Consider the following 21,244-nt stretch of genomic DNA (forward strand, 5'->3'; position numbering starts at 1 on the left):
CTGAATGGGGCTGCTCATCCGCCTGATCGAGCTGCTTGTCGTCATCGGGCCGCTGATAGGGGTGTTCATCGCCGGCATGAGGGCGCTGCGTCGTCGCCAAGAAGTCGCGCAGCCCGAAGCCTCCATGCCGGGCGAACGCGTGAGCAACCGCGCTGCCCAGTGGCGGGTGATCGCGCGAACGGTGAAAGAGCACGATCGCACCGACACCCGCTGGTTGGACTACGAACTCGACATCGCCAAACTTCTCGACTATCCGTTGATGACCGATATGCGAAACCCGCTGACGGAGCGGTTCCATCGCGCCAAGCTGCGGGCCGACTTGCTGCGGCCCGCGAAGGCGGAAGATCTTCTGGACGACGGCGACGCCGCGAACCGGTATCTGGACGCGGTGGAGAGCTACGTGACCGCATTCGATACGGCCGAATCCGAGGCGATTCGCAGGCGGCGCAAGGACTTCTCGCACGACGAACAGCAACGTCTGACCCGTGCGCAGAGCGCGCTACGCGTCGCCGTGGACAGCGCCGCTACCCAGCAGGAACGCGAGCGCGCCTACAGTCTTGCGCGTCGAGAACTCGACGGGCTGGTCGTCCTGCCGGAGCGATCGCGCACGGCAATAGAGCGTGGGATAGCAGGGGAGCTCGACAAATAACCGTCAGTGCTGCGCCCACACCCCGTAGGGAACGTACGGGTTGACGCCGAACGGTATGTACGGGTTCGTGCCGCCGCCACCCTGCGGGTAGACGGCCACCGGCCCACCCGGTGGCAGCGGGACCGAGCTGTTGCCGGCGTCGGCAAGTGCCGGTCCGGCCAGCCCGATGGCAAGGGCGGCTAGGCCGCTCGAGGCGAGCGTGGCAAACGTGATCTTCTTCATGTGGATGCCTCTGGTGCTTCCTGTTGGCGGGCGGCTCGGGGACCGACGTCCACGGGTGTGGCTCTCTGATCTGCAGAACCGGCAGGCCGCGCGGTTTGTTTCCGGTTGGCAGCATGTTGACCAGGCTTGGCAGAATCACAGTCGGCAGGTGATCGAGCACGGCGCACCAGCAACACGCCCGGCCGAATGGCGTTCAGGTCTGGTCGGTATCGTGGGGCTCCCGGCGAAGTGCGATTCGTGGCTACGGTCAACCTGACGCGCCCGGGAAGCCCAGTCGTCCAATGAGGAGTAGCCGGTTGACTCTCAACACCGTCGCGTTCGAGCTCGTGCCCCCGAACGCGGAACTCGGTCGGGAGCAGGCGCTGGAAGACGCGCGCAAGCTGAGGCGGTTCTCCGTCGACGCCGGCCTCGACAGCCGGATCAGGCACGTGATGATCCCCGGCATGATCGAGGAGGACGACGATCGTCCTGTCGAGATGAAGCCGAAGATGGACGTCCTGGACTTCTGGACGGTCATCAAACCGGAATTGCCGACGGTGAAGGGGCTGTGCACCCAGGTCACCGCATTCATGGACGAGTCGTCGCTGCGCGGCAGGCTGACCGATCTGCGCAACGCGGGCTTCGACGGCATTGCCTTCGTGGGCGTGCCACGCACCATGAACGATGGGGAAGGCTCCGGCGTCGCGCCGACCGATGCGCTGTCGATCTATGACCAGCTGGTGCCCAACCGCGGCGCCATCCTGATTCCCACGCGCGACGGCGAGCACGGCCGATTCAACTTCAAGTGCGATCAGGGCGCCACCTACGGCATGACGCAGCTGTTGTACTCCGATGCGATCGTGGGCTTCCTGACTGAGTTCGCGAAGACCACCGACCATCGGCCGGAAATCCTGCTGTCATTTGGCTTCGTCCCGAAGGTCGAGACCAGGGTGGGTCTGATCGAGTGGCTCATTCAGGACCCCGGCAACGCCGCCGTGGCAGACGAGCAGGCATTCGTCAGACGGCTTGCCGAAACCGAGCCCTCCCAGAAGCGCAAACTGATGATCGACTTGTACAAGCGCGTCATCGACGGCGTCGCCGAGCTCGGTTTTCCGTTGAGCATCCACTTGGAAGCCGCGTATGGAGTTTCGGCGCCGGCCTTCGAGACGTTCGCGGAGATGCTCGACTACTGGTCGCCGCCAAGCGCCTAGTGTCCGGATCGTCCGGCGCCGAACTGCGCGCCCGCCTCGACGGCCTGACGATCCGCGACGCGGCCCGGCTTGGCCGTCGGCTCAAGAACCTGCGCGGCAACGCCACGCCCGAGAAGCTTCAGCAGCTGGCAGCGCAGGTGGCCGCCGCCGAGGCACTGATCGCCACTCGTGTAGCCGCAGTCCCGACCATCACCTATCCCGACCTTCCCGTCAGCGACCGGCGCGAGGAGATCGCCAAGGCGATCAGAGACCACCAGGTGGTCGTGGTGGCCGGCGAGACCGGCTCCGGCAAGACAACTCAGCTGCCCAAGATCTGCCTCGAACTCGGCCGCGGCATCCGCGGCACCATCGGCCACACCCAGCCGCGTCGTCTTGCGGCCCGCACGGTCGCCCAGCGCATCGCCGACGAGTTGGGTACGCCGCTCGGCGATGCAGTCGGCTACACCGTCCGCTTCACCGACCAGGCCAGCGACCGCACGCTCGTGAAGCTGATGACCGACGGCATCCTGCTCGCCGAGATCCAGCGTGACCGCCGCCTGCTGCGCTACGACACCCTGATTCTCGACGAAGCCCACGAACGCAGCCTCAACGTCGACTTCCTGCTCGGCTACCTGCGCGAACTGCTGCCTCGCAGGCCCGATCTGAAAGTCATCGTCACCTCGGCCACCATCGAGCCCGAGCGTTTCGCCGCGCACTTCAGCGGAGCACCCATCGTCGAGGTATCCGGTCGGACCTATCCGGTCGAGATCCGTTATCGCCCACTGGAAGTCGTGGTGCCATCGGACAACCGCAACGACGACCCTGATGATCCCGACCACGAGATCGTGCACACCGAGATGCGTGACCAGACCGAGGCGATCGTCGACGCGATCCACGAACTGGAGCACGAACCGCCGGGCGACGTCCTGGTCTTCCTGTCTGGTGAGCGTGAAATTCGCGACACCGCAGAGTCTTTGCGCGATCTGAAGCACACAGAGGTGCTGCCGCTCTACGCGCGACTGCCGACGGCTGAGCAACAACGGGTCTTTCAGCCGCACACCGGCCGTCGCGTCGTGCTCGCCACCAACGTCGCCGAGACGTCGCTGACCGTGCCGGGCATCCGCTACGTCGTCGATCCCGGCACCGCACGCATTTCGCGGTACAGCCGCCGAACGAAGGTGCAACGCCTGCCGATCGAACCGATTTCGCAGGCGTCCGCCGCACAACGCGCGGGCCGCTCTGGGCGCGTGGCACCTGGCGTATGCATCCGGCTGTATTCGGAAGACGACTTCTCGTCGCGCCCGCGCTACACCGACCCCGAGATCCTTCGGACCAATCTCGCAGCGGTGATCCTGCAGATGGCTGCTTTGGGGCTCGGCGACATCGAAGACTTTCCGTTTCTCGACCCGCCCGACAAACGCAGCATCCGTGACGGCGTGCTGCTGCTGCAGGAGCTTGGGGCGTTCGATCAGCAAGGCGCCATTACGGATATAGGCCGGCGCCTGGCGCAGCTGCCCGTCGATCCGCGCCTGGGCCGGATGATCCTTGCCGCCGACGTCGAAGGCTGTGTCCGTGAGGTGCTCGTGCTTGCCGCGGCGCTGTCGATCCCCGACCCGCGCGAGCGCCCGACCGACAAGGAAGACGCCGCCCGGCAAAAGCACGCCCGGTTCGCCGACGAACACTCCGACTTCGTCTCGTATCTGAACCTCTGGCGGTACCTCGGTGAGCAGCGGAAAGCACGCTCGGGCAACGCGTTCCGCCGAATGTGCCGCGAGGAATTCCTGCACTACCTGCGCATCCGCGAATGGCAGGACCTGGTCGGGCAGCTACGCAGCATCGCGCGCGACCTCGGCATCCGCGAGTCGGACGAGCCCGCCGACCCAGCAAGCGTGCACGGCGCGCTTCTTGCCGGTCTGCTGTCGCATATCGGTGTGCGCGAAGGGGATTCGCGCGAATACTCCGGCGCGCGCAATGCGAAGTTCGTCCTCGCTCCGGGTTCGGTGCTCACCAGGCGGCCGCCGCGCTGGGTCGTCGCCGCGGACCTGGTCGAAACCACTCGGCTCTACGGGCGGATGGCGGCACGCATCCAACCCGAAGCCGTCGAACGCGTTGCCGGACATCTCGTGCAACGCGCCTACAGCGAGCCGCACTGGGACGCGCAACGCGGCACCACCATGGCCTTCGAACGGGTGACCCTGTACGGCCTTCCACTGGTCCCGCGGCGCCGGGTCAACTACGCGCAGATCGAACCCGACCTCGCTCGCGAACTGTTCATCCGCCACGCGCTCGTCGACGGCGACTGGCAGACGCGCCACCACTTCTTCCGCGACAACGCCCGGCTGCGTGAGGAATTGGCGGAGATCGAGGAGCGCGCCCGCCGCCGCGATCTGCTCGTCGGCGACGACGAGATCTATGCGTTCTACGACGCCCGCATCCCAGCCGAGGCCATTTCCGCGCGTCACTTCGACGCGTGGTGGAAAAAGCAGCGGCATCACACGCCCGACCTGCTCACCCTCACCCGCGATGACCTGCTCCGGACCGAGGCGGACGCCGACCAACCCGACACCTGGCAGGCGGGTGACCTGTCGCTGCCGCTGAGCTACCGCTTCGAGCCTGGCGCCATCGACGACGGTGTCACCGTCCACGTGCCGGTCGAGGTACTGACACGCCTTGGCGGCGACGAGTTCGCCTGGCAAGTCCCTGCACTGCGCGAGGAGCTGATCACTGCTCTCATCCGTTCGCTGCCAAAAGACCTGCGCCGCAACTTCGTTCCCGCACCGGATACCGCTAGAGCCGTTCTTGCCCAGCTGCACCCTGAGCAGGAGCCGCTATTGGAGTCCCTGCGGCGTGCCCTTCAGCGGCGGACTGGCGTGCTGGTCCCCATCGACGCCTTCGACCTCGACAAGCTTCCGGCGCATTTGCGCGTGACGTTCGCGGTCGAATCCGCCGACGGCGCCGAAGTGGCGCGCGGCAAGAACCTCGAGGCATTGCAGGAGAAGCTCGCCGGTTCGGTGCAACGGGCGGTCGCCGAGGCGGTCGCCGGTGATCTGGAGCGAACCGGACTTCGGGATTGGCCGGACGACCTCGAAGTTCTGCCGCGCACTGTCGAACGCAGCAGCGGCGGGCATACCGTGCGCGGTTTCCCGGCCCTGACCGATGCAGGGGCGGCGGTCGACGTTCGCGTGTACGCAACGGAAGCAGAGCAGAACGCCGCGATGGGTCAAGGCACTCGCCGATTGCTACGGCTGGCCGTTCCGTCGCCCCTGAAAGCCGTTGAGCGGCAGCTCAACCCGCGGACCCGGCTGGTGCTCGGCACCAATCCTGACGGTTCGCTGGGCGCACTGCTCGACGATTGCGCCGACGCCGCCGTCGACACGTTGGTGCGGACGCCGGTGTGGACTCGCGCCGACTTCGTGGTGCTGCGCGACAACGTCGCCAAAGCTATTGCGCCGACGACGATGGACATCGTCGGCCGTGTCGAGAAGGTGTTGGGCGCCGCGCACGACGTCGAAATCGCGATGCCCGCGACGCCACCGGCCACCCAGGCCGACGCGATCGCCGACATCCGCGGACAGCTGGCCAGGCTGTTGCCGGAAGGCTTTGTGACGGTGACCGGGGCTGCTCGGCTGGCCGACCTGACCCGCTATCTGAGGGCTATCGCGCGGCGGCTCGATCGCCTACCTCATGGCATCGCGGCCGACCGCGAGCGGATGCTGCGGGTGCACGCGGTGCAAGATGCCTACGACGACTTGGTGGGCGCCCTCTCGCCGGCCCGCGCGCACGCCGACGATGTCCGCGACATCGGCCGCCAGATCGAGGAGCTGCGTGTCAGCCTGTGGGCGCAACAGCTCGGCACTCCTAGGCCCGTCAGCGAGCAGCGCATCTATCGGGCTATCGACGCCGTCCGCGTCTAAGCCGTTCTTCTCGCCGCCGAACGTGAGGTGACGACCTATCGTCGAAGCGTGGCTCAGGAGGATGCCGACCGGCTCGCTGAAGACGACGCCCGCATCCTGCGCGTCGAATCGGATGTCATCACCGGTCACACGCTCAAGCTCGTCATCCTGGAACCCGGCGCGACGCTCGATGTCGACGCGCTGAAAAGCGCAGTGGCGAAGCGGCTTGCGACTCAGCCCCGGGCAACCCAGCGAGTCGATACGTCGGGGCCGGAACCGCGTTGGGTCGAGGCGTCCGATTTCGACATCGACCACCACATACGGCGACGCACAGCGCCGGAATGCGTATCGCAGGAAGACTTGTGGCGCACGGTCAGCGGCCTGATGTCCGAACACCTCGACCGTGCGCGGCCGCTATGGACGTTCGACGTCATCGGACCGCTTGGCGACGGCCGGGAAGCCATCGCGGCTCGCATCCACCACGCGATGGCCGACGGCATCGCAGCCGTCCGTTTCCTGCACGCCGTGCTGTGGGACCCACACCCCGAGCCTCCGGCGCATCCGCAACCCGGACTTCGATCCGCGTCGCCGGAACATGCCCGGCTCGCCGAGGCTTTGCGGTTGCCTGGCGCGGTCGTGCGTGAACTCGGCCACCCCGGTTCCCGCTCGCCGTTCGACCTCCCGATAACCGGAGCGCGGGAGCTCGCTTTCACGGTGGCTCCGCTAGCTGAGTTGAAGGCGATCGGCGCTTCACGGCCGGCCCACGCGACAGTCAACGACGTGCTCCTCGCGACGATCGCCGGCGGCTTGCGCGATTGGCTCGGTGTCGGCGCCGCGACCGCGCCGCACTTGCATGCTCAAGTGCCGGTCAGCCTGCACCACCGCGACGAGGCGGCCAGCGATCTGGGCAACCGCGATTCGTTCATCAACGTGGATCTGCCTCTGGCCGAGGCCGATCCGCTCGCGCGACTCGACCGCATCAGTGCCGAGACCAGTCAGCGCAAGCACCTCGGAGACGCCGAGGAGCTGTACGACCTGTTTCACGCCCTCGGGCGGCTCAAGCACATCGGCACCGCCGTGCGGCGCCTTGCAGGCAGCGCACGCGAGTTCAGCGTCTCCATATCGAACGTCCCGGGTCCCGCAGTTCCGGTCGGCATTGCAGGGCGCAGGGTGCAGCACCTGTTCTCGTCCTCGGAGCCGGCCGTCCACCATGCGTTGCGTATCTCAGCGATCTCGTGCGCAGGCAACCTCGGAATCGGGTTGTGCACCGATCCTCAGGCCCTTCCAGACGTTGCCCGGCTTGCCGAAGCGATCACGAACGCCTACGACGAACTGCGCAGTGCGGCACTGCGTCCGTTTGCCTGAGTGTGGCCCCACCCACACCGCGGAAGACCGCCCGGGTGGGCGATTCCTGCCAATCGGCGATCAATTACTGCCATCGGAATTAATACCCTGACCTCTGTGTTTGAGCAATCAGACCGGTTCGAAAAGCACCACTCCGGCCGACAGAGCATCCGAAGTACGGAGAAAGAAGAAGGCATCGAAATGAAGAAGTTCGGATTTGCCACCATCGCCGCCAGCGGCCTGGCCGCCGCAGTTCTCGGCTTTGCAGGCCCCGCGCAGGCGGGCATCGATCACCACGACTGGCTGCACGACATCCAGCCTCAGGTGACCGTGCCTCAGGTCGACAACAGCGTCCATCAGAGCCGCTGACACGACGGCATGACAAGAGGGGCACCCACGACGGGTGCCCCTCTTCTCGTGCGAGACGGCTCGAATCGCATTGGGCGACCGCCTCATAGACCTACGATTAGGCCTCAACGATCGGGGTGCCGGGCCGAGAGGATCGTCATGATGAGCTTGACGATTATCGCGTGACCGAACAATCCGAGGGCCCGCCGTCACCGCAGACTCCTGCCGAGCCGCCGGGCGGGGTGAGTCGGCGGCACCTGCTCGGCGGCGCGGGACTACTCGGTATCGGTGCCGCCGCGGGCGCTTTGGCCGCCACCGCGGTCCATGGCAGCGGCTCTAGCGACGAGCAGCAACCCGCCACCGAGAGCCACCCCGGCGCCGGTCGGGGCACCCCGCCGCAGCGTCCGCCAAACAGCGGCCCGCTGAACGTGATTCTGATAATCCGCGATCAAACCCGGTTCGACCTTCCGGTCGCGGCGGGCTACACCACTCCCGCGCTGGATCGATTGGCGCAACAAGGGATCACCTTTCGCAACCACTACGTCGCCTCAGCGATGTGTACGCCGTCGCGGGCGGCGTTCTTCAGTGGCCATCCGCCGCAGGTCAACGGCGTGTTTGATCAGATGGAGACCGGCTGGGTACCGAACCTGCGAAAAGACGAGCCCAACATGGGTTCGATGATGAAGAAGCTCGGTTACCAGACCGCATTTTTCGGGAAATGGGAAATGGAGCTCGACCTCATCCCGCCGAAGCCGACGGTCAACTACAGCGAAGCGTTGAAGCCGTACGGATTCGACACCTACCAGCCGGACGGCGACAAAACCGGCCTTCCCAACCAGGGCTACGACACCGACGTATACACCGGAAGCGAAAGCGTGCGCTGGCTGCGGGCCAACGTGCCGAAGCTGCGCGAATCCGGGCAGCCATTCTTCATGGTCGTGAGTTTCCTGAATCCCCACGACATCATGTATGCCGACGCCAACGTGCCGGGAACTCCCCAAGCGCAGAAGGCTGTCTCGAACGATGCAATCGTGACGCCCCCGAACAATTCGTTGTACAGCACGCGCTGGAACACCGATCCGTCACCGACGATCCACGAATCGCTGTCGGCGCCAGGGATGCCGCCGGCGCTGGCGGAATACCACATCGGTTGGGAGCGGACTCTGGGCACCATTCCCACCGATCGTCCCGACATGTGGCGGTCGTTCAACGACTACTACCTGAACATGATCCGGGACACCGATCTCAGCCTGCAGCAACTTGAAGATGGGCTCGACGAGTTGGGACTCTGGCAGGACACGGTCGTCCTCTTCACCGCAGACCACGGCGAGATGGCCGGCGATCACGGCGGCATCCGCGGCAAGGGGCCGATGGCATACGAGGGCAACGCCCACGTGCCGTTGATGGTTGTTCACCCCAACTACCCCGGTGGCCAATCCTCAGATGTTGTCACCAGCCACCTGGATCTGATGCCGTCGCTGCCCGGGCTGGCCGGCGTGCCCGAGGAGAAGCGGCGCGAGGCCGTTCAAGGCTTGCCAGGCAACGACATTGCGAGCGTGCTCGCAACCGCCGCGACCGCCGATGTGCATGCCGTGCGGCCGGGGGCCCTGTTCAACTACGTCGGCCCGTTGACCATCGATTCGGACTACTGCGTGGCCGGGATGACACAACTACTGAAGGGAGATCCAGCGCCACCGTTGACCGACCTTCAATCAAAGCTCCACAAACGCGGATTCATGAGTTTTGTCTTCGACGGCCGATACAAGTTTGTGCGCTATTACGCGCCGGCGAACTTCAATACGCCTGTTTCGCTCGAGCAGATCGTGCACGACAACGACGTCCAGCTCTTCGACCTGAAGAACGACCCGCTCGAGACACACAATCTGGCGGTCGATCCGGATAAGAACAAGGACCTGATACTCCGCATGAACGCGTTGCTCAACGACCTCATCGCCAAGGAGGTAGGCAAGAACGACGGCGCCTTCTTACCAGACGCGATTCGGCCCGAGATCCGGTGAGGCGGAATAGCCGCCACGCGTTGCCGGGTTGCCCACTGCATGACCTTCGACCCGCACACATTGCTCGCCGAGAGCCGGCTTGGTGTCCTCGCCACGATCAAGAAGAACGGTCTGCCGCAGCTGTCGCCCGTCACGCCGTACTTCGACCGGAACACCGGCATCATCTACGTCTCGATGACAGAAGGCCGGGCCAAGACTGCGAATCTGCGCCGCGATCCGCGTGCCGCCCTGGAAGTCACCAGTTCCGACGGCTGGGCATGGGCCACGGCCGAGGGCAGCGTCACGCTGACCGGGCCCGGTACCGATCCGCACGGCCCCGAAGTCGAAGCGCTCGTGGAGTACTACCGCAGTGCGGCAGGCGAGCACCCGGATTGGGACGAATACCGCACGGTGATGGTGTCGGACCGTAGGGTGCTGATGGCGCTGACGATCGATCGCGTATACGGCGAAAAGATCCGCTGAGTCGGCGCCGAAGCGCATCCAGGAGGTCGGTGGTGAATCGAAAGCGCGTCGTCATCGCCGGGCTCGGCGACAGTGGACTGCTCACCGCGATCCGGCTCGCCCGTCACTTCGACGTCGTCGGAATCTCGGTGAAGCCGGCCCTGGTGAGCGGCCAGGAACTGGGACTGCGAATCTCGCGCCCTAACGACTGGGCCCGCGACAACTGGATCTCGTTCGACAGGTTCCGTGCCCTTGATCGGGTCCGCACCGTGCACGGCACGCTGACGGGGCTCGAGCTCTCAGCACGCGAGGTATTCGTGGAGCAAGCGGACGGCGTGACGCGGACCGAGCCCTATGACGCCCTGATCATTTCGACCGGGGTGACGAACGGGTTCTGGCGACGACCGACCCTGCAATCGGCGGCAGAAATCGGTGCCGACCTCGCGCGCGCGCACGACCGCTTGTCGTCCGCCGAATCGGTGATCGTCGTCGGTGGCGGCGCCGCGGCGGTCAGCAGTGCGGCGAACATCGCGATCACCTGGCCCGCCAAGCGCGTCGACTTGTACTTCCCCGGCGACCGCGCGATGGCCCAACACCACCCGCGGATCTGGGCAACGATCCGAAAGCGACTGACCGATGTCGGCGTGGTTTTACACCCCGGCCACCGCGCGTCTCTGCCCGACGGTTTCACCGCCGACGAGATCACCGGCGAGCCGGTCGAATGGACCACCGGACAGCCACCATCATCCGCCGATGCCGTGCTCTGGGCGATCGGCCGGGTGCAACCGAACACCGCGTGGTTACCGCCGGAGCTCCTCGACGAGGACGGATTCGTCTGCGTAACACAGGAATTGCGGGTACCAGGCCATCCTGGCGTCTACGCGATCGGTGATGTGGCGGCAACGGATCCACTTCGCAGCTCGGCCCGCAACCGAGCCGATGCCGTCGTTGCACACAACGTGCGTGCCGAGTTCGAAGGCGGGTCGCTGCGGAGCTTCCGCGCGCCGATGCGGCGCTGGGGGTCGGTCATCGGCATTCAGTCAGACGGACTTGAGGTATTCGCGCCCAACGGCAGGCCGTTCCGATTCCCGGCATGGTCGATCGACCGGGTGCTCATGCCGTGGGTTGTCAGATGGGGAATCTACCGCGGGGTGCGGGAGAACCGCCCGACGGTCGAGCGAGTCAGTCGCGAACGTTGACGGTGATGTAGCCGATCGGAATGCCGGTCCGCGCGGCGATGTATTTGCGCGCTACGACCTCGACGGCTACTCGGCGGCTCGCATGCGTCACACCACCGATTTCGGGAATCTCGATCACCCATCCGCTCACTTCGGGGCTGATCTCGATGTCGAAGCACTGACCGGCAGTCAGACCGGGCACACGGCGTAAGGAGCGCGCTGTGCGACCGCCATGAAATGACTGCGTGGAGAACGTCCTGGAAACGGACTGCGTGGGCATTGATCTCTCCTCGGCGCGACGAAACCGCGGGCAAGCGTACTGCTCACACGGCGCCAACACCTAATCCGGACGGCAGACCCTCGAATCTCGGCGTAGGGCCGCCTGGTCATGCCGTCGCCGACACCCGCAGGCCTGCGCGGCCATCACGGGGCAGCACGAACGTCGCGCCCACGGATGGCCCGCGCTCCTCCCACGGCTCGGTGAGGTCGTTGCGGTAATTGCAGTAAAAGGTCGGCGGTTGCGCCGATCCAAGGATCGTGCGGGCGATAGCGGCGTGATCCGGATGGCCGAAATTGTCGCCGTTCGTCGAAATGAGATACCGCTTGGCGTCGATGAGTTCGATCAGCGCCGCGGTCACATTCGCCCGGCTGCCGTGATGCGGCAGCTTCACGAGGTCAAGTCGAACTCTCTGCTCCCCAGTTGATTGCCCGAATCTCTGGAGGGATCCTGCGAGCGCATCCGAATGGGCATCGGCGCCGAGCAACGCGCGACGGCCCTCGAATTCGAAGATGAACGCGATGCTCGAGCCGTTGGCCTCCGACCCGTCGGTGGTAGAGGGTGCGCTAAGTGTCTTCAGCGCATCGACCGTGAGGACGTCTGGTAGAGGTGCGACCTTCTTGCGGCGCGGCGGCGGCGTGCGAGCTTCCAAGGGCGTCCCTTCGCCCGGCACCAACCCCGCAGCCTTCACCACCTTCGTCCACTCCTTGGCCATCTTCTTGAGTTTCGGCGGCGTGGGCGAAAGAAGGTGTACTAGCGCACCGCCGGGCAACTCTATCGCGGGTAGTTCACCCTGTGACGACACCACAACCGGACCTCCGACGGCACTGGAGATCCGGTTGGTGAAGGGGTCGTTCCACTTGAACGGGCCGTCGTTGATCCGAAGCGTCAACCGCTCCCCGTCAACAGGGCCCAGCACGCTGCCGCCGCGTTCGCAGTGGACGAATCCGTTGAACCAGATGTTGCGTACGCGGCTACGTAGATCGGGGTCATTCAGTATCTGCAGACTCCCGCCGATGTGGTCCTCGTCGACATGCGTGACGACCATCGCTTCGAATACCTGCTCTGGCAACGCTTTTAGCCGTTTGCGTACACCCTGCCAGGAGTTTGCGGTGCCGCCGTCGATCAGGACACGATGGGTATCCGTGCGGGTGCCGTACTCGATAACGAGGGCGTCTCCGTGCCCTCCTGGCAGCATCTCGATTGCAAACATTGCGCTCCTAGGGCGTTAGATTGACGTCGATTTCACCGTGGGCTACGAGAAGTAATCCGACGAGCAGGCCCCGGCTCACCAGGTCGCGGCGGGCTTGCGTCAGCGCCGTTCCCAGTGTGAGACCGTGCAGCGGCGTTCCCGAATGCATCGCGGCAACCACGGCGGCGGCCGCGTCGGCGGCGTGCTGACCCTTGAATTTCGTCAGGGTTGCGACAACAGCCGCGGCCCCCTTGTCGATGAAGGTTCCGGGAAGCGCGCCGAAGGCGTCGCCGATCACCGCCGAGTCGCATGCGAACAGAAGGACAACGGGCGCAGGCATTTTCGCTGTGCCAAGCTCACGAGCGGAGATCGCGGGTTGAGCGAGTAGGGATTTCCTGCCTATCTCGATCGTCACCTCGGCCTGAGCTTTGTCGGTATGCCCCAGCACCACCAACAACTGTGGGCTGCGGTCCCTGACTGCCACACGCCAGTCACGCCAATTCTTCACTCGCTTGTAGTGATCGATTCCGGCGCGCTGAACAAGGGTTTCTTCCAACTGATCTGAAGGCAGCTCATCGGGTGGACTGCCTCTGTCCGCGCGATTGGCCGCCGCATAGAGCACGGGTCGCAAGGACAAGGTGCCCGGCTGCGGGCGAGGTTCGAGATTCTCCGCCTCTCGGCTCTTCACCGTTCGGGCGATCACCCGGTTCATCCCCCAGAACGCGGACGGGCACACGCGTTTCCGCGATGACTTGGGGCATCGTTCGCCTGGCTGTGGTGGCGGATTCGCCCCGCAGTCGCACACTTTGGCATCCAGATCCGGTGCCGGTCCGTCGTATGCCAATTCGAACGGGAGTACCGGCGCGTTGAACCGGACCAGTACCGAGATGGTGCGAGCCTTACGCAAACCGAGATCGGCCAGGGTGTCTGCGAACCGGGTCCCTCTGCGCGCAAGCCGGACGAGCAGCTCGACAGCGACGGGGTCGTCGATGGCGCCGGGCGCGAAGTCGTTGCCGAGCACCTGCGAGGCTTCCTGCTCGAACGCTTCTGCCCAGTCGTCGGCTCCTGTCAGAGGTATCGTGTCGCGGTCCTCGGTTCCGAGTTTGGCTAGCGTCACGCCGTTGTCTACAAGGGACACATCGGCTTCGGTGATCGGTGACGGCTCGGGTGCGGCGCTGAGCGGCACGGCAAGAAGCTGTATGCGCTCACCGGGCAGAGGCGTCGCGCGAACGGTTGCGAGCAATAGTGCAGCCTGGATAGGCCGGCGGCGGTAAAGGACAGTGATATTGAGCTTGAGCACCGATCCTTCTTCACCGGTGACCAGGGTGAATGCCGCTACGGTGCTTGGTGATTTCCGATCCGTGGGCAGGACCAGCGGCGCGGTGTCGTGAAACGAGTCGTCGTCGCTGGACACGTCGACGATCAGGTCGGCGATGCCGCGGGCATCGTCCTCGATCTCGTGTTCTGGAAATTTGACCCCTTGCTCACCAGGGCTCGGGATTGCTATTCGCACTGCGAGCGTGTGCTTGGCTTTCGGCTCCAGTGTCGACTCGAGAACCTTGCCGTCACGGAGCATCTGAGCGAGGAGCTGCCGTGGGGTTTCGACTTCGGGCTGCGGTGGGGGCTCGGCCTCTGCGCGGGGCGCCCTATCGGGCCGCGGAATGTCGTCAGCGCCAAGGTCGTCCAACTGGATGTCAACGGCATCGTGGAGTATTCGCGGCCCGTCCAAGCGAAGTTCGCGAGCTTCTTTGAAGCCGTCGACTTGGAAGTTTCGGTCAATGAAGATCCGTGGCCGCACGATCGACACGACGATACGGATCTTGCCCAGTCTGCCCCACCGCTTGATCTGGGCCGCGTCTTCATCGCGGGAGACTCGTATCTCCAACACGGTGTGATTCCGGAAGAACGGCGTATCGATGATCTGATGCCAGGTCGTCTCCAACTGTGGAGCAGCCTCTGCGACGGAGGACGGATCGGGAGCTACCCACATTGGTGGCGTCATCGCTGATCTCGTGCCCGCGAGCGCACATCTCTCGAGAAGCTTCTGCACCGCCTTGGACAGTTTCGCGGGCTTGTCCGTCGCGTAGTGGATAGAACCGTCGGCGGTCATCAAACCGGCCACGAACATCGCTTCGGCGGGGATTTCTCGGCGTGGAGGCATCGGGTGCAGCCTGCTGCTCAGTCAGGGCACCCGTAGGACTTGATTAGGACTGCTCGGTTAACGTCCACAGTGGTGCCGCCTCGCCTAGTTCCGTTGGGCCCCTTTAATTGAAGCAACCCGGCGTCGCCGCTGCAGCTAATTGAACAGACAAAATCAGCGAAGGAACGACCGTTGTCATCCGCTCATACGACGCGCGGAATCTCGGCGGCTATCCGGTCCAGTAATGCGGGGTACCGGTTGGCCTCGCGATGCCTACCGGGTTTGCCGCTGCTGATCACTCCCGCCGCCAGCTGGCGTTCCGGATCCGCCCACACGGCGATGTCGACCAAGCCGGTGTGGCCGAATGCCGCCGCTGCATCACGTCCGAAGGGCCCGAACCGCTTCGATCCGAGCATGTATCCGGTGCCCCAGCGCAGCGGTGCCAGACCCGTCGCAAGATCTGGCCGCAGGCGCCGGCATTCCCTGGTCGCGGCACGCAGCGTCTGCGGCTGCATCACCCGAACGCCGTCGAGTTCGCCTCCGCGGCGAAGGATCTCGGCGAAGCGCGACAATTCGTCGGCGGTCGACACCGTGTTGGACGACGGCACCACACCGGTGAGGAATCGGGCGGTGTTCGTGAACGGGATGATCTGGTGCGTCGTGCCACCGATGGCGGTACGGAAAGCCGCCGCGATCGGCGGCGGCAGCCGCTTACCCGTCGCGTGACTCGGCGCCACGAGGGGCACGTCTTCCTCGGCGACGCCGTAGTTGGTCCATCGGAAGCCGAGCGGGTCGAGAATTTCGGTGGCGAGGACGTCGCGGATGTTCTTTCCCGTTGCGGCCGAGACGATTTCGCGGACCAGCGGTCCCCATGTCAGCGCATGGTAGATGTGCACAAGCCCGGGACGGTAGATCGGCTTGAGCGCGCCGAGCATCTCGCGCGCGTACTCGCTGTCGTCCATCCGCTTCATATCCGGGCGCGGGCCGGTTGCGAACGGGACGCCCGCACTGTGTGTCATCACATGCCGGATCGTGGTGCGGTCCTTGCCGTGACTGGTGTAGCTGGGCAGGTAGTCGCACACGCGATCGTCGAGCGAGAAGTAGCCGCGTTCGACGAGCATGTGCACGACCGTCGTCGTGATCGCCTTGGCTGCGGAATACACACAAAAGGGCGTTTCGGTTGTGACAGGGACCTTTTCCGCGTCGGGCGGGTCGGCTGGCCCGTTGCCCCAGCCATGTCCGATCGCGCGGTTCAATACGACCTTGCCGTTGTGCCGCAGGCACAGCTGGATCGCCGGATGCATGCCCGCCCGATACCAATAACGCGTGGCCTGCCAGATGCGCTCGATCGCGGCCGGGTCGACGTCGGAATGGTCTTCTTGGCCCACCGCCGTCACGGCATCGAGGTCGGCAGGGACGCGGATGCGGCCGTCCTCGGTCATGCCGGTTTCCTGTGCAAGGTCGCGGTGAGGTGGTGTTGCAGCGGCCGGCCCACCGCGGCCATCCTCAGCGTGTAGGTCAGTTCGTCGCCGACGATGCGAATCGCACGGCACATGGCCGAAATGTGTTTGGCGGAATCAGACATTCCGATCGCCGATGCCATCAAATCCATCTCGATCGTCGTCTCGTCGACCGAGAATGTGCCTTCTTCGATTTCGGTGACCCCGGTCGGGTGAGCCAGAATCCATTCGACGCGGCCCGGCGACGGCACCCGAACGTATCCCGTCTCCCCATGCAGAGGCCGGCCGTCGTCCGTGGATTTCGTCCTTTGGATGTAGGTCAGAAACGGCTTGCCGATATGACCGAAGGTGATCTCCTCCAGATAGTGGAAGGGTTCGATGGTCGGATACTCGCCAGCGCCTTGACCCGCCCAGCTGCCAAGCAGAGGACCAAGGAGAGCAACATCGGGATGAAGGCCGGCCACGCCCTCAGATTACGGAGTGCTCGGTGGTGCCGGGGGCGGCCGGAGGATCAGCTGCCCGAGTTGTCCGAGGATGTTCTGCGGAGCCGGCTCGGCGGGCACCGGGGCATCGGTCTTCTGCCACGCCTGGCACTCGTTGGTCGTGAACGACGTGTCGGTGGCCTCGATCTCCACCACCTGTGGTTTCTTGGTCAATGCGTTGTCGACGATGTTGCTGCCGTTGACGCGCTTCCAATAGCACGCGCCGTCCCCGACAGGACCCGCCGAACTGTAGACACCGGGCTCGATGTCCTTGCCGACGGCGTATGTTCCGTCCGCGTCGATGGTGGTCTTCGGCCCGGGTGGTGGCGGTGGATCCGCGTGGGCGATGCCGGTAGACGCGACGCAGCCGGCGAAAACCATCGCCGCAGCGGCCAGTCGCGTCGCTCTCATAGACACAGGGTAGACGCTAAGGCTGGCTAACGAAAAGCCCGCCGCCACAGCACGGCTGCGGCGGCGGGCGATCGTGGCGAATCAGCCGGCCATGAACTCGTTGTAGGCCGACTGAAGGTCGCCGGGAAGCACCGCGACGTTGCATTGGCGCTGCACGTCACCGATCGGCGCCAAGATGCCGCGCAGGTCGTAGTACTCCTGCGGGTTGGCGGTGAAGTAGCCGCGCAGGGTGGCGGCCGCCTGCGGACGCGGCTGGGCGAACGCGGTCGTCACGGCCTGGTTGGCACCGGGATGGCCGTCCAGATAGGCGCGCGCCGAGCCGGTCGTCGAGCTGACGGTGTCGGCCACTGCGCTGGCCGTGCACTGGTCGGGTGCCGCCGACGCCGTCGGAGCGGCGATGGTTGCTGCGGCGAATCCCCCGAGCAGTCCGCTGGCACACACGCCGACGACTGCCCGGCGCGCAGTGATACTGCTGAATTTCATGATCATTTTTCCTTCGAATCGCGAATTGGTCGCTCTTTTCCCCGTCCCGAAATCCAAAGTAGCTGAAGATAAAAGAGTGTCGATCGCCGTGGAGCTGCGCCGAAAGCAGAGGCAGCAGCGTTACAGCCCGGCGTCGTGATTTAAACCTCAATTACGCCGAATTCCGCTAAGCGGTCGGGCAGATCGTCGCCGAGATCTTGAAAACTCTCAGAATTCGCTGCGCCGCCTTAATTGATCGTGATGTCGATAGTGATCGAATTGTTACGGATGCCGACCGCCGGCCGTAGTGCCTCGCCGCGGTCCAGTGATACTCATAGCCAGACACCGTCAACACGAGAAGAGGTGCCCGTGCGGCTGGACCTGCTCACCCCTGGCGTCGAGGTCGGGTTGGTGACGACGAACCTCGATGCGATGGTCGCCTTTTACGAGGGCTTCCTGGAACTCGAGTGCCAGGGCGAAGTGGACTTCCCCGGCGGATCGCAGCGGCGGTACACGCTTGGCGGCGGCGTGCTCAAGCTCGTCACCTACGACCCGCCCCCATCCGAGCCCGTGGCCCCCGGCGGCGGCAGGGCTCAAGCGGGCATTCGGTACTTCACCATCGGGGTGAAGAACCTGCGCGACGTGGCAGCCGCCGTTGACACCGCCGGTTACGAGGTCGTCGAGCCGGTGACCGAGTTCGAACCGGTGCCCGGCATGGGCTGGATGTTCATCGCCGACCCGGACGGCAACTGGATCGAACTTTTCGGAACGCTGTGACGACCCCGACGACACCGGCCTGCTATCGGCACCCGGACCGGGCGACATATGTGCGGTGCACGCGTTGCAACCGCTACATCTGCCCGGAGTGCATGCGCGACGCGGCCGTCGGCCACCAATGTGCGGAATGCGTCAACGAGGGCGCCAAGACGGTTCGGCAACCGAGCGCAGCGTTCGGCGGGCAGCAGAGATCGGTTCCGCTCGTCACTTATGCGCTGATCGCCATCAGCGTGGCGATGTTCGTGCTGCAGACGGCGTCGACGGATATCCAGGGCGAGCTGGTTCTGTGGTCGCCCGGCGTCGCCCAGGGTGATCTGTACCGACTGCTGTCGTCGGCGTTCCTGCACTACGGCATAACGCATCTGCTGTTCAACATGTGGGCGTTGTATGTGGTCGGTCCGCCGCTCGAGATGTGGCTGGGCAGACTGCGGTTCACTGCGCTGTACGTGCTGAGCGCATTAGGCGGCTCGGTGCTGGTGTACCTGCTGTCGTCGCTGACGGCGTCGACGGCGGGCGCCTCGGGCGCGGTGTTCGGCCTTTTCGGTGCGTCCTTCGTGGTGGGCAAGCGACTGAACCTCGACGTCCGCTGGGTCGTCGGGCTCATCGCGATCAACTTGGCCTTTACGTTCGTGATCCCGTTGATCAGCTCACAGAACATCAGCTGGCAAGGCCATATCGGTGGGCTGGTCACCGGCGCGGTGGTGGCCGCGGCATACGCCTACGCGCCGCGGAAACGCCGCAACCTGATCCAGGCGGCAGTGACGGTGGCAATCCTGATTCTGTTCGCGCTGCTGATCTGGTGGCGGACAAATCAACTGCTCGCCTTGTTCGGTCTGGGCTGAATCCGCGCCGGACGTTTGCCCTGTGCTCACGGACCGGAAACCTGTCCGTGTCAGCGTGGATTGTGCGCGTCGACGCCCCGCGACGCTCGGTCGAGCGGTTCCATGAGCTCTGTGTCCTGGCGGTGGCTAGGCTGCCGTTCGGGCTGAATTCCCTTGTCGCGCCGACCTTCTTGGGCTTCGCATTGCTTAACGGCGCCACGTTCGCTTTCGATCTACTCCTGCTGACCGGTCTGCACGGCGGGCTGGGGGTGCCACTGCCCGCCGCTGTGACAGCGGCCTACGCGTGCGCGTTCACGCTGAGCTACTTCCTCAACCGGACGCTCAACTTCCGCTCACACGCCGCTGTCGGACCGCAGTTCACCGTCTACGTCGTGGTTGTCGTCGTCAACTACCTGGCGTTCATCCTGGGTGTCTCCAGCGCGCTGTCTGCCGTCGGCCTCGAATATCACCTCGCACGTATCGTGGCCGGAGGCTGTGAGGCCGTGTACATGTACAGCGCGATGCGGTGGGTGGTCTTCCGGCGTTGACGCGACATGCGAGCGGCGGCGCGCACGAATGTCTTGATGTTTCAACCTGTTACGGTGCGATGGGTTAGCTAGTTGGTGGGTGGTGGTTGGGGTTGGAAGGGTTGGTACCACCACCAGTCGGCGCGTTCGCCGGTTGGCCCGGGGCACGGTGGGACCGCGGGCGGGGGTGTGGTCGGTGGGCGCGCGAGCGATCCTGGGTTCAGTTGTCGGCCGGAGCTGTCAGTGACGGTCAGCTGGTGTGCGGGTCCGGTGATGGTGATCACGCCGCGGTGGTGCAACCGGTGGTGATACGGGCATAGCAGCACCAGGTTGTCCAGCTCGGTGACACCGCCGTCTTCCCAGTGCCGGATGTGGTGGGCGTGCAGCCCGCGGGTCGCACCACAACCGGGGACCGCACATGTGGGGTGGCGGTGCTCAAGCGCGCGGCGCAGCCGCCGGCTGATCAACCGGGTCGTCCGCCCGGCGCCGATGGGCTGCCCGTCGCGTTCGAACCAGACCTCGCCGGTGGCATCACAGGTCAAGTATTGGCGCTCAGCGTCGGACAGCAGCGGGCCCAGATGCAGCGCGGCGATGCGCTGTTCCACATCGACGTGGGCCACCACCGTGGTGTGCTGCCCATGCGGGCGCCGCGCCACCTCGGCGTCCCAGCTGGCCTCCACCAGCCGCATAAACGCCTCACCGGTGCCCGGAAACGGCGGCGACTGATCAGATGCGCCCTTGTCGTGGTCGCGTTTGTACTCGGTGATCAGCGCATCACGATGCGACGCCAACGCCGCATCAAACTTCGCGGACTCCAGGTGCGGCAGGGTGATCCGCCAATAGGTGAACCGTTCATCGGAGGTTTTGGTGATCGAGATCTGCGGTTCAGACCCACACTCCGGCTCGGCTTCGACTTCGGGTTCGGGTTCGGGTTCGGGGTCGGGGTCGCGGTCGGGTCGCGGTTCCAGCTTGATCGCGGCGCGCAACTGATTGACCGTGGCCACCGCAGCCAACTGGGCGTAATGCTCATCAGAACCATCGGCGGCGTGCGCGGCGATCACCCCGACCTGATCCAGCGACAACCGACCCTCGCGCATGCCCGCCGCGCAGCGGGGAAACTCCTCGATACGGTGCGCCACCGTGGCGATCGTGGCTGCACTGGCCGATGACAAGCCGAGTTTCCAGGCCACCAACGCGGCCACCGACCGCGCCCCCGTCATCCCGCACAGCTCGTCGCGATCGATCTCGGCGACGATCTCCACAATGCGCCCATCAATCGCATTGCGCTGACCGGTCAGCTCCGCCAACTCGTCAAACAGCCCTTCAAGACGCTCAGCAGGACTCACCCCCACAGCAGCCGAAGCGATCAAGGACATAACGACATCCTCACAGCCGGCTACGACTAATCTCGGCCACCCCAACTGCCAACCGAC

Annotated in this window: 20 protein-coding genes; 11 read left to right on the plus strand and 9 right to left on the minus strand. The window is 65.1% G+C overall.

What is annotated here, in order from left to right:
* Positions 1-4: 4 nt before the first annotated feature.
* The gene (locus ACWW36_RS09155) at positions 5-649 is read left to right on the plus strand and encodes a hypothetical protein (RefSeq protein WP_456141230.1); all 645 of its coding nucleotides are present in this window, start codon (positions 5-7) and stop codon (positions 647-649) included.
* A 3-nt stretch (positions 650-652) separates the two neighbouring features.
* Here the strand turns inward: ACWW36_RS09155 and ACWW36_RS09160 are convergent, their stop codons facing one another.
* Positions 653-871, minus strand: a complete 219-nt coding sequence (locus tag ACWW36_RS09160) for a hypothetical protein (protein ID WP_456141231.1) — start codon at positions 869-871, stop codon at positions 653-655.
* 296 nt (positions 872-1,167) lie between these two features.
* Between ACWW36_RS09160 and ACWW36_RS09165 the strand changes: the two genes are divergently transcribed.
* From ACWW36_RS09165 to ACWW36_RS09195, 7 genes are all read left to right on the plus strand, one after another.
* On the plus strand, positions 1,168-2,061 hold the full coding sequence (locus tag ACWW36_RS09165) for a mycobacterial-type methylenetetrahydrofolate reductase (protein WP_456141232.1): 894 nt from the start codon (positions 1,168-1,170) through the stop codon (positions 2,059-2,061).
* Positions 2,061-5,954 (plus strand): ATP-dependent RNA helicase HrpA, encoded by a 3,894-nt coding sequence (hrpA, locus tag ACWW36_RS09170; protein ID WP_456141233.1) that lies wholly within the window; start codon positions 2,061-2,063, stop codon positions 5,952-5,954. The genes ACWW36_RS09165 and hrpA overlap by 1 nt, the downstream gene beginning before the upstream one ends.
* Before the next feature lie 48 nt (positions 5,955-6,002).
* Positions 6,003-7,298 (plus strand): wax ester/triacylglycerol synthase domain-containing protein, encoded by a 1,296-nt coding sequence (locus ACWW36_RS09175; RefSeq protein ID WP_456141234.1) that lies wholly within the window; start codon positions 6,003-6,005, stop codon positions 7,296-7,298.
* Between the two features lie 96 nt (positions 7,299-7,394).
* Positions 7,395-7,646: a hypothetical protein gene (locus ACWW36_RS09180; protein WP_456142698.1), complete on the plus strand. Its 252-nt coding sequence runs from the start codon at positions 7,395-7,397 to the stop codon at positions 7,644-7,646.
* Between the two features lie 161 nt (positions 7,647-7,807).
* Positions 7,808-9,643 carry a sulfatase-like hydrolase/transferase gene (locus ACWW36_RS09185; RefSeq protein ID WP_456141235.1) on the plus strand — a complete coding sequence of 612 codons (1,836 nt, stop codon included), beginning with the start codon at positions 7,808-7,810 and terminating at the stop codon, positions 9,641-9,643.
* Positions 9,644-9,682: 39 nt separating this feature from the next.
* Positions 9,683-10,105 (plus strand): PPOX class F420-dependent oxidoreductase, encoded by a 423-nt coding sequence (locus tag ACWW36_RS09190; RefSeq protein WP_456141236.1) that lies wholly within the window; start codon positions 9,683-9,685, stop codon positions 10,103-10,105.
* A gap of 32 nt (positions 10,106-10,137) precedes the next feature.
* Entirely contained in the window at positions 10,138-11,283 is a 1,146-nt protein-coding gene (locus tag ACWW36_RS09195) for an FAD-dependent oxidoreductase (protein WP_456141237.1), read from the plus strand.
* On the opposite strand, the gene ACWW36_RS09200 is transcribed toward ACWW36_RS09195, so the two are convergent.
* The 7 genes from ACWW36_RS09200 to ACWW36_RS09230 form a co-directional block, all read right to left on the minus strand.
* Positions 11,267-11,542 (minus strand): long chain fatty acid-CoA synthetase, encoded by a 276-nt coding sequence (locus ACWW36_RS09200; RefSeq protein ID WP_456141238.1) that lies wholly within the window; start codon positions 11,540-11,542, stop codon positions 11,267-11,269. The genes ACWW36_RS09195 and ACWW36_RS09200 overlap by 17 nt on opposite strands.
* A gap of 106 nt (positions 11,543-11,648) precedes the next feature.
* The gene (locus ACWW36_RS09205) at positions 11,649-12,752 is read right to left on the minus strand and encodes a ComEC/Rec2 family competence protein (protein ID WP_456141239.1); all 1,104 of its coding nucleotides are present in this window, start codon (positions 12,750-12,752) and stop codon (positions 11,649-11,651) included.
* Between the two features lie 7 nt (positions 12,753-12,759).
* Positions 12,760-14,892 (minus strand): CHAT domain-containing protein, encoded by a 2,133-nt coding sequence (locus tag ACWW36_RS09210; protein WP_456141240.1) that lies wholly within the window; start codon positions 14,890-14,892, stop codon positions 12,760-12,762.
* A gap of 182 nt (positions 14,893-15,074) precedes the next feature.
* On the minus strand, positions 15,075-16,313 hold the full coding sequence (lipE, locus tag ACWW36_RS09215; protein ID WP_456141241.1) for a lipase LipE: 1,239 nt from the start codon (positions 16,311-16,313) through the stop codon (positions 15,075-15,077).
* Entirely contained in the window at positions 16,310-16,795 is a 486-nt protein-coding gene (locus ACWW36_RS09220) for a peroxynitrite isomerase (protein ID WP_456141242.1), read from the minus strand. The genes lipE and ACWW36_RS09220 overlap by 4 nt, the downstream gene beginning before the upstream one ends.
* A gap of 9 nt (positions 16,796-16,804) precedes the next feature.
* Positions 16,805-17,224, minus strand: a complete 420-nt coding sequence (locus tag ACWW36_RS09225) for a hypothetical protein (protein ID WP_456141243.1) — start codon at positions 17,222-17,224, stop codon at positions 16,805-16,807.
* A gap of 81 nt (positions 17,225-17,305) precedes the next feature.
* A complete protein-coding gene (locus ACWW36_RS09230) occupies positions 17,306-17,707 on the minus strand; it encodes a heme-binding protein (RefSeq protein WP_456141244.1) in 402 nt (133 codons plus the stop codon).
* A gap of 342 nt (positions 17,708-18,049) precedes the next feature.
* On the opposite strand from ACWW36_RS09230, the gene ACWW36_RS09235 reads away from it, so the two are divergent.
* The 3 genes from ACWW36_RS09235 to ACWW36_RS09245 are packed head-to-tail and all read left to right on the plus strand — an operon-like array spanning position 18,050 to position 19,832.
* Positions 18,050-18,463, plus strand: coding sequence for a VOC family protein (locus ACWW36_RS09235; RefSeq protein ID WP_456141245.1), 414 nt, complete (start codon positions 18,050-18,052; stop codon positions 18,461-18,463).
* The gene (locus ACWW36_RS09240; RefSeq protein ID WP_456141246.1) at positions 18,460-19,305 is read left to right on the plus strand and encodes a rhomboid family intramembrane serine protease; all 846 of its coding nucleotides are present in this window, start codon (positions 18,460-18,462) and stop codon (positions 19,303-19,305) included. The genes ACWW36_RS09235 and ACWW36_RS09240 overlap by 4 nt, the downstream gene beginning before the upstream one ends.
* Before the next feature lie 47 nt (positions 19,306-19,352).
* Complete coding sequence (locus tag ACWW36_RS09245; RefSeq protein ID WP_456141247.1) at positions 19,353-19,832, plus strand: GtrA family protein; 480 nt, start codon at positions 19,353-19,355, stop codon at positions 19,830-19,832.
* A gap of 68 nt (positions 19,833-19,900) precedes the next feature.
* On the opposite strand, the gene ACWW36_RS09250 is transcribed toward ACWW36_RS09245, so the two are convergent.
* The gene (locus ACWW36_RS09250; protein ID WP_456141248.1) at positions 19,901-21,187 is read right to left on the minus strand and encodes an HNH endonuclease signature motif containing protein; all 1,287 of its coding nucleotides are present in this window, start codon (positions 21,185-21,187) and stop codon (positions 19,901-19,903) included.
* Positions 21,188-21,244: the final 57 nt, after the last annotated feature.

This window comes from Mycobacterium sp. MMS18-G62 (assembly GCF_053877835.1).

Coding starts and splice junctions, on each gene's coding strand:
- ACWW36_RS09155 (WP_456141230.1), top strand. CDS start 5: ATGGGGCTGCTCATCCGCCTGATCGAGCTGCTTGTCGTCATCGGGCCG.
- ACWW36_RS09160 (WP_456141231.1), bottom strand. CDS start 871: ATGAAGAAGATCACGTTTGCCACGCTCGCCTCGAGCGGCCTAGCCGCC.
- ACWW36_RS09190 (WP_456141236.1), top strand. CDS start 9,683: ATGACCTTCGACCCGCACACATTGCTCGCCGAGAGCCGGCTTGGTGTC.
- ACWW36_RS09200 (WP_456141238.1), bottom strand. CDS start 11,542: ATGCCCACGCAGTCCGTTTCCAGGACGTTCTCCACGCAGTCATTTCAT.
- ACWW36_RS09205 (WP_456141239.1), bottom strand. CDS start 12,752: ATGTTTGCAATCGAGATGCTGCCAGGAGGGCACGGAGACGCCCTCGTT.
- ACWW36_RS09210 (WP_456141240.1), bottom strand. CDS start 14,892: ATGCCTCCACGCCGAGAAATCCCCGCCGAAGCGATGTTCGTGGCCGGT.
- lipE (WP_456141241.1), bottom strand. CDS start 16,313: ATGACCGAGGACGGCCGCATCCGCGTCCCTGCCGACCTCGATGCCGTG.
- ACWW36_RS09225 (WP_456141243.1), bottom strand. CDS start 17,224: ATGAGAGCGACGCGACTGGCCGCTGCGGCGATGGTTTTCGCCGGCTGC.
- ACWW36_RS09230 (WP_456141244.1), bottom strand. CDS start 17,707: ATGAAATTCAGCAGTATCACTGCGCGCCGGGCAGTCGTCGGCGTGTGT.
- ACWW36_RS09250 (WP_456141248.1), bottom strand. CDS start 21,187: ATGTCCTTGATCGCTTCGGCTGCTGTGGGGGTGAGTCCTGCTGAGCGT.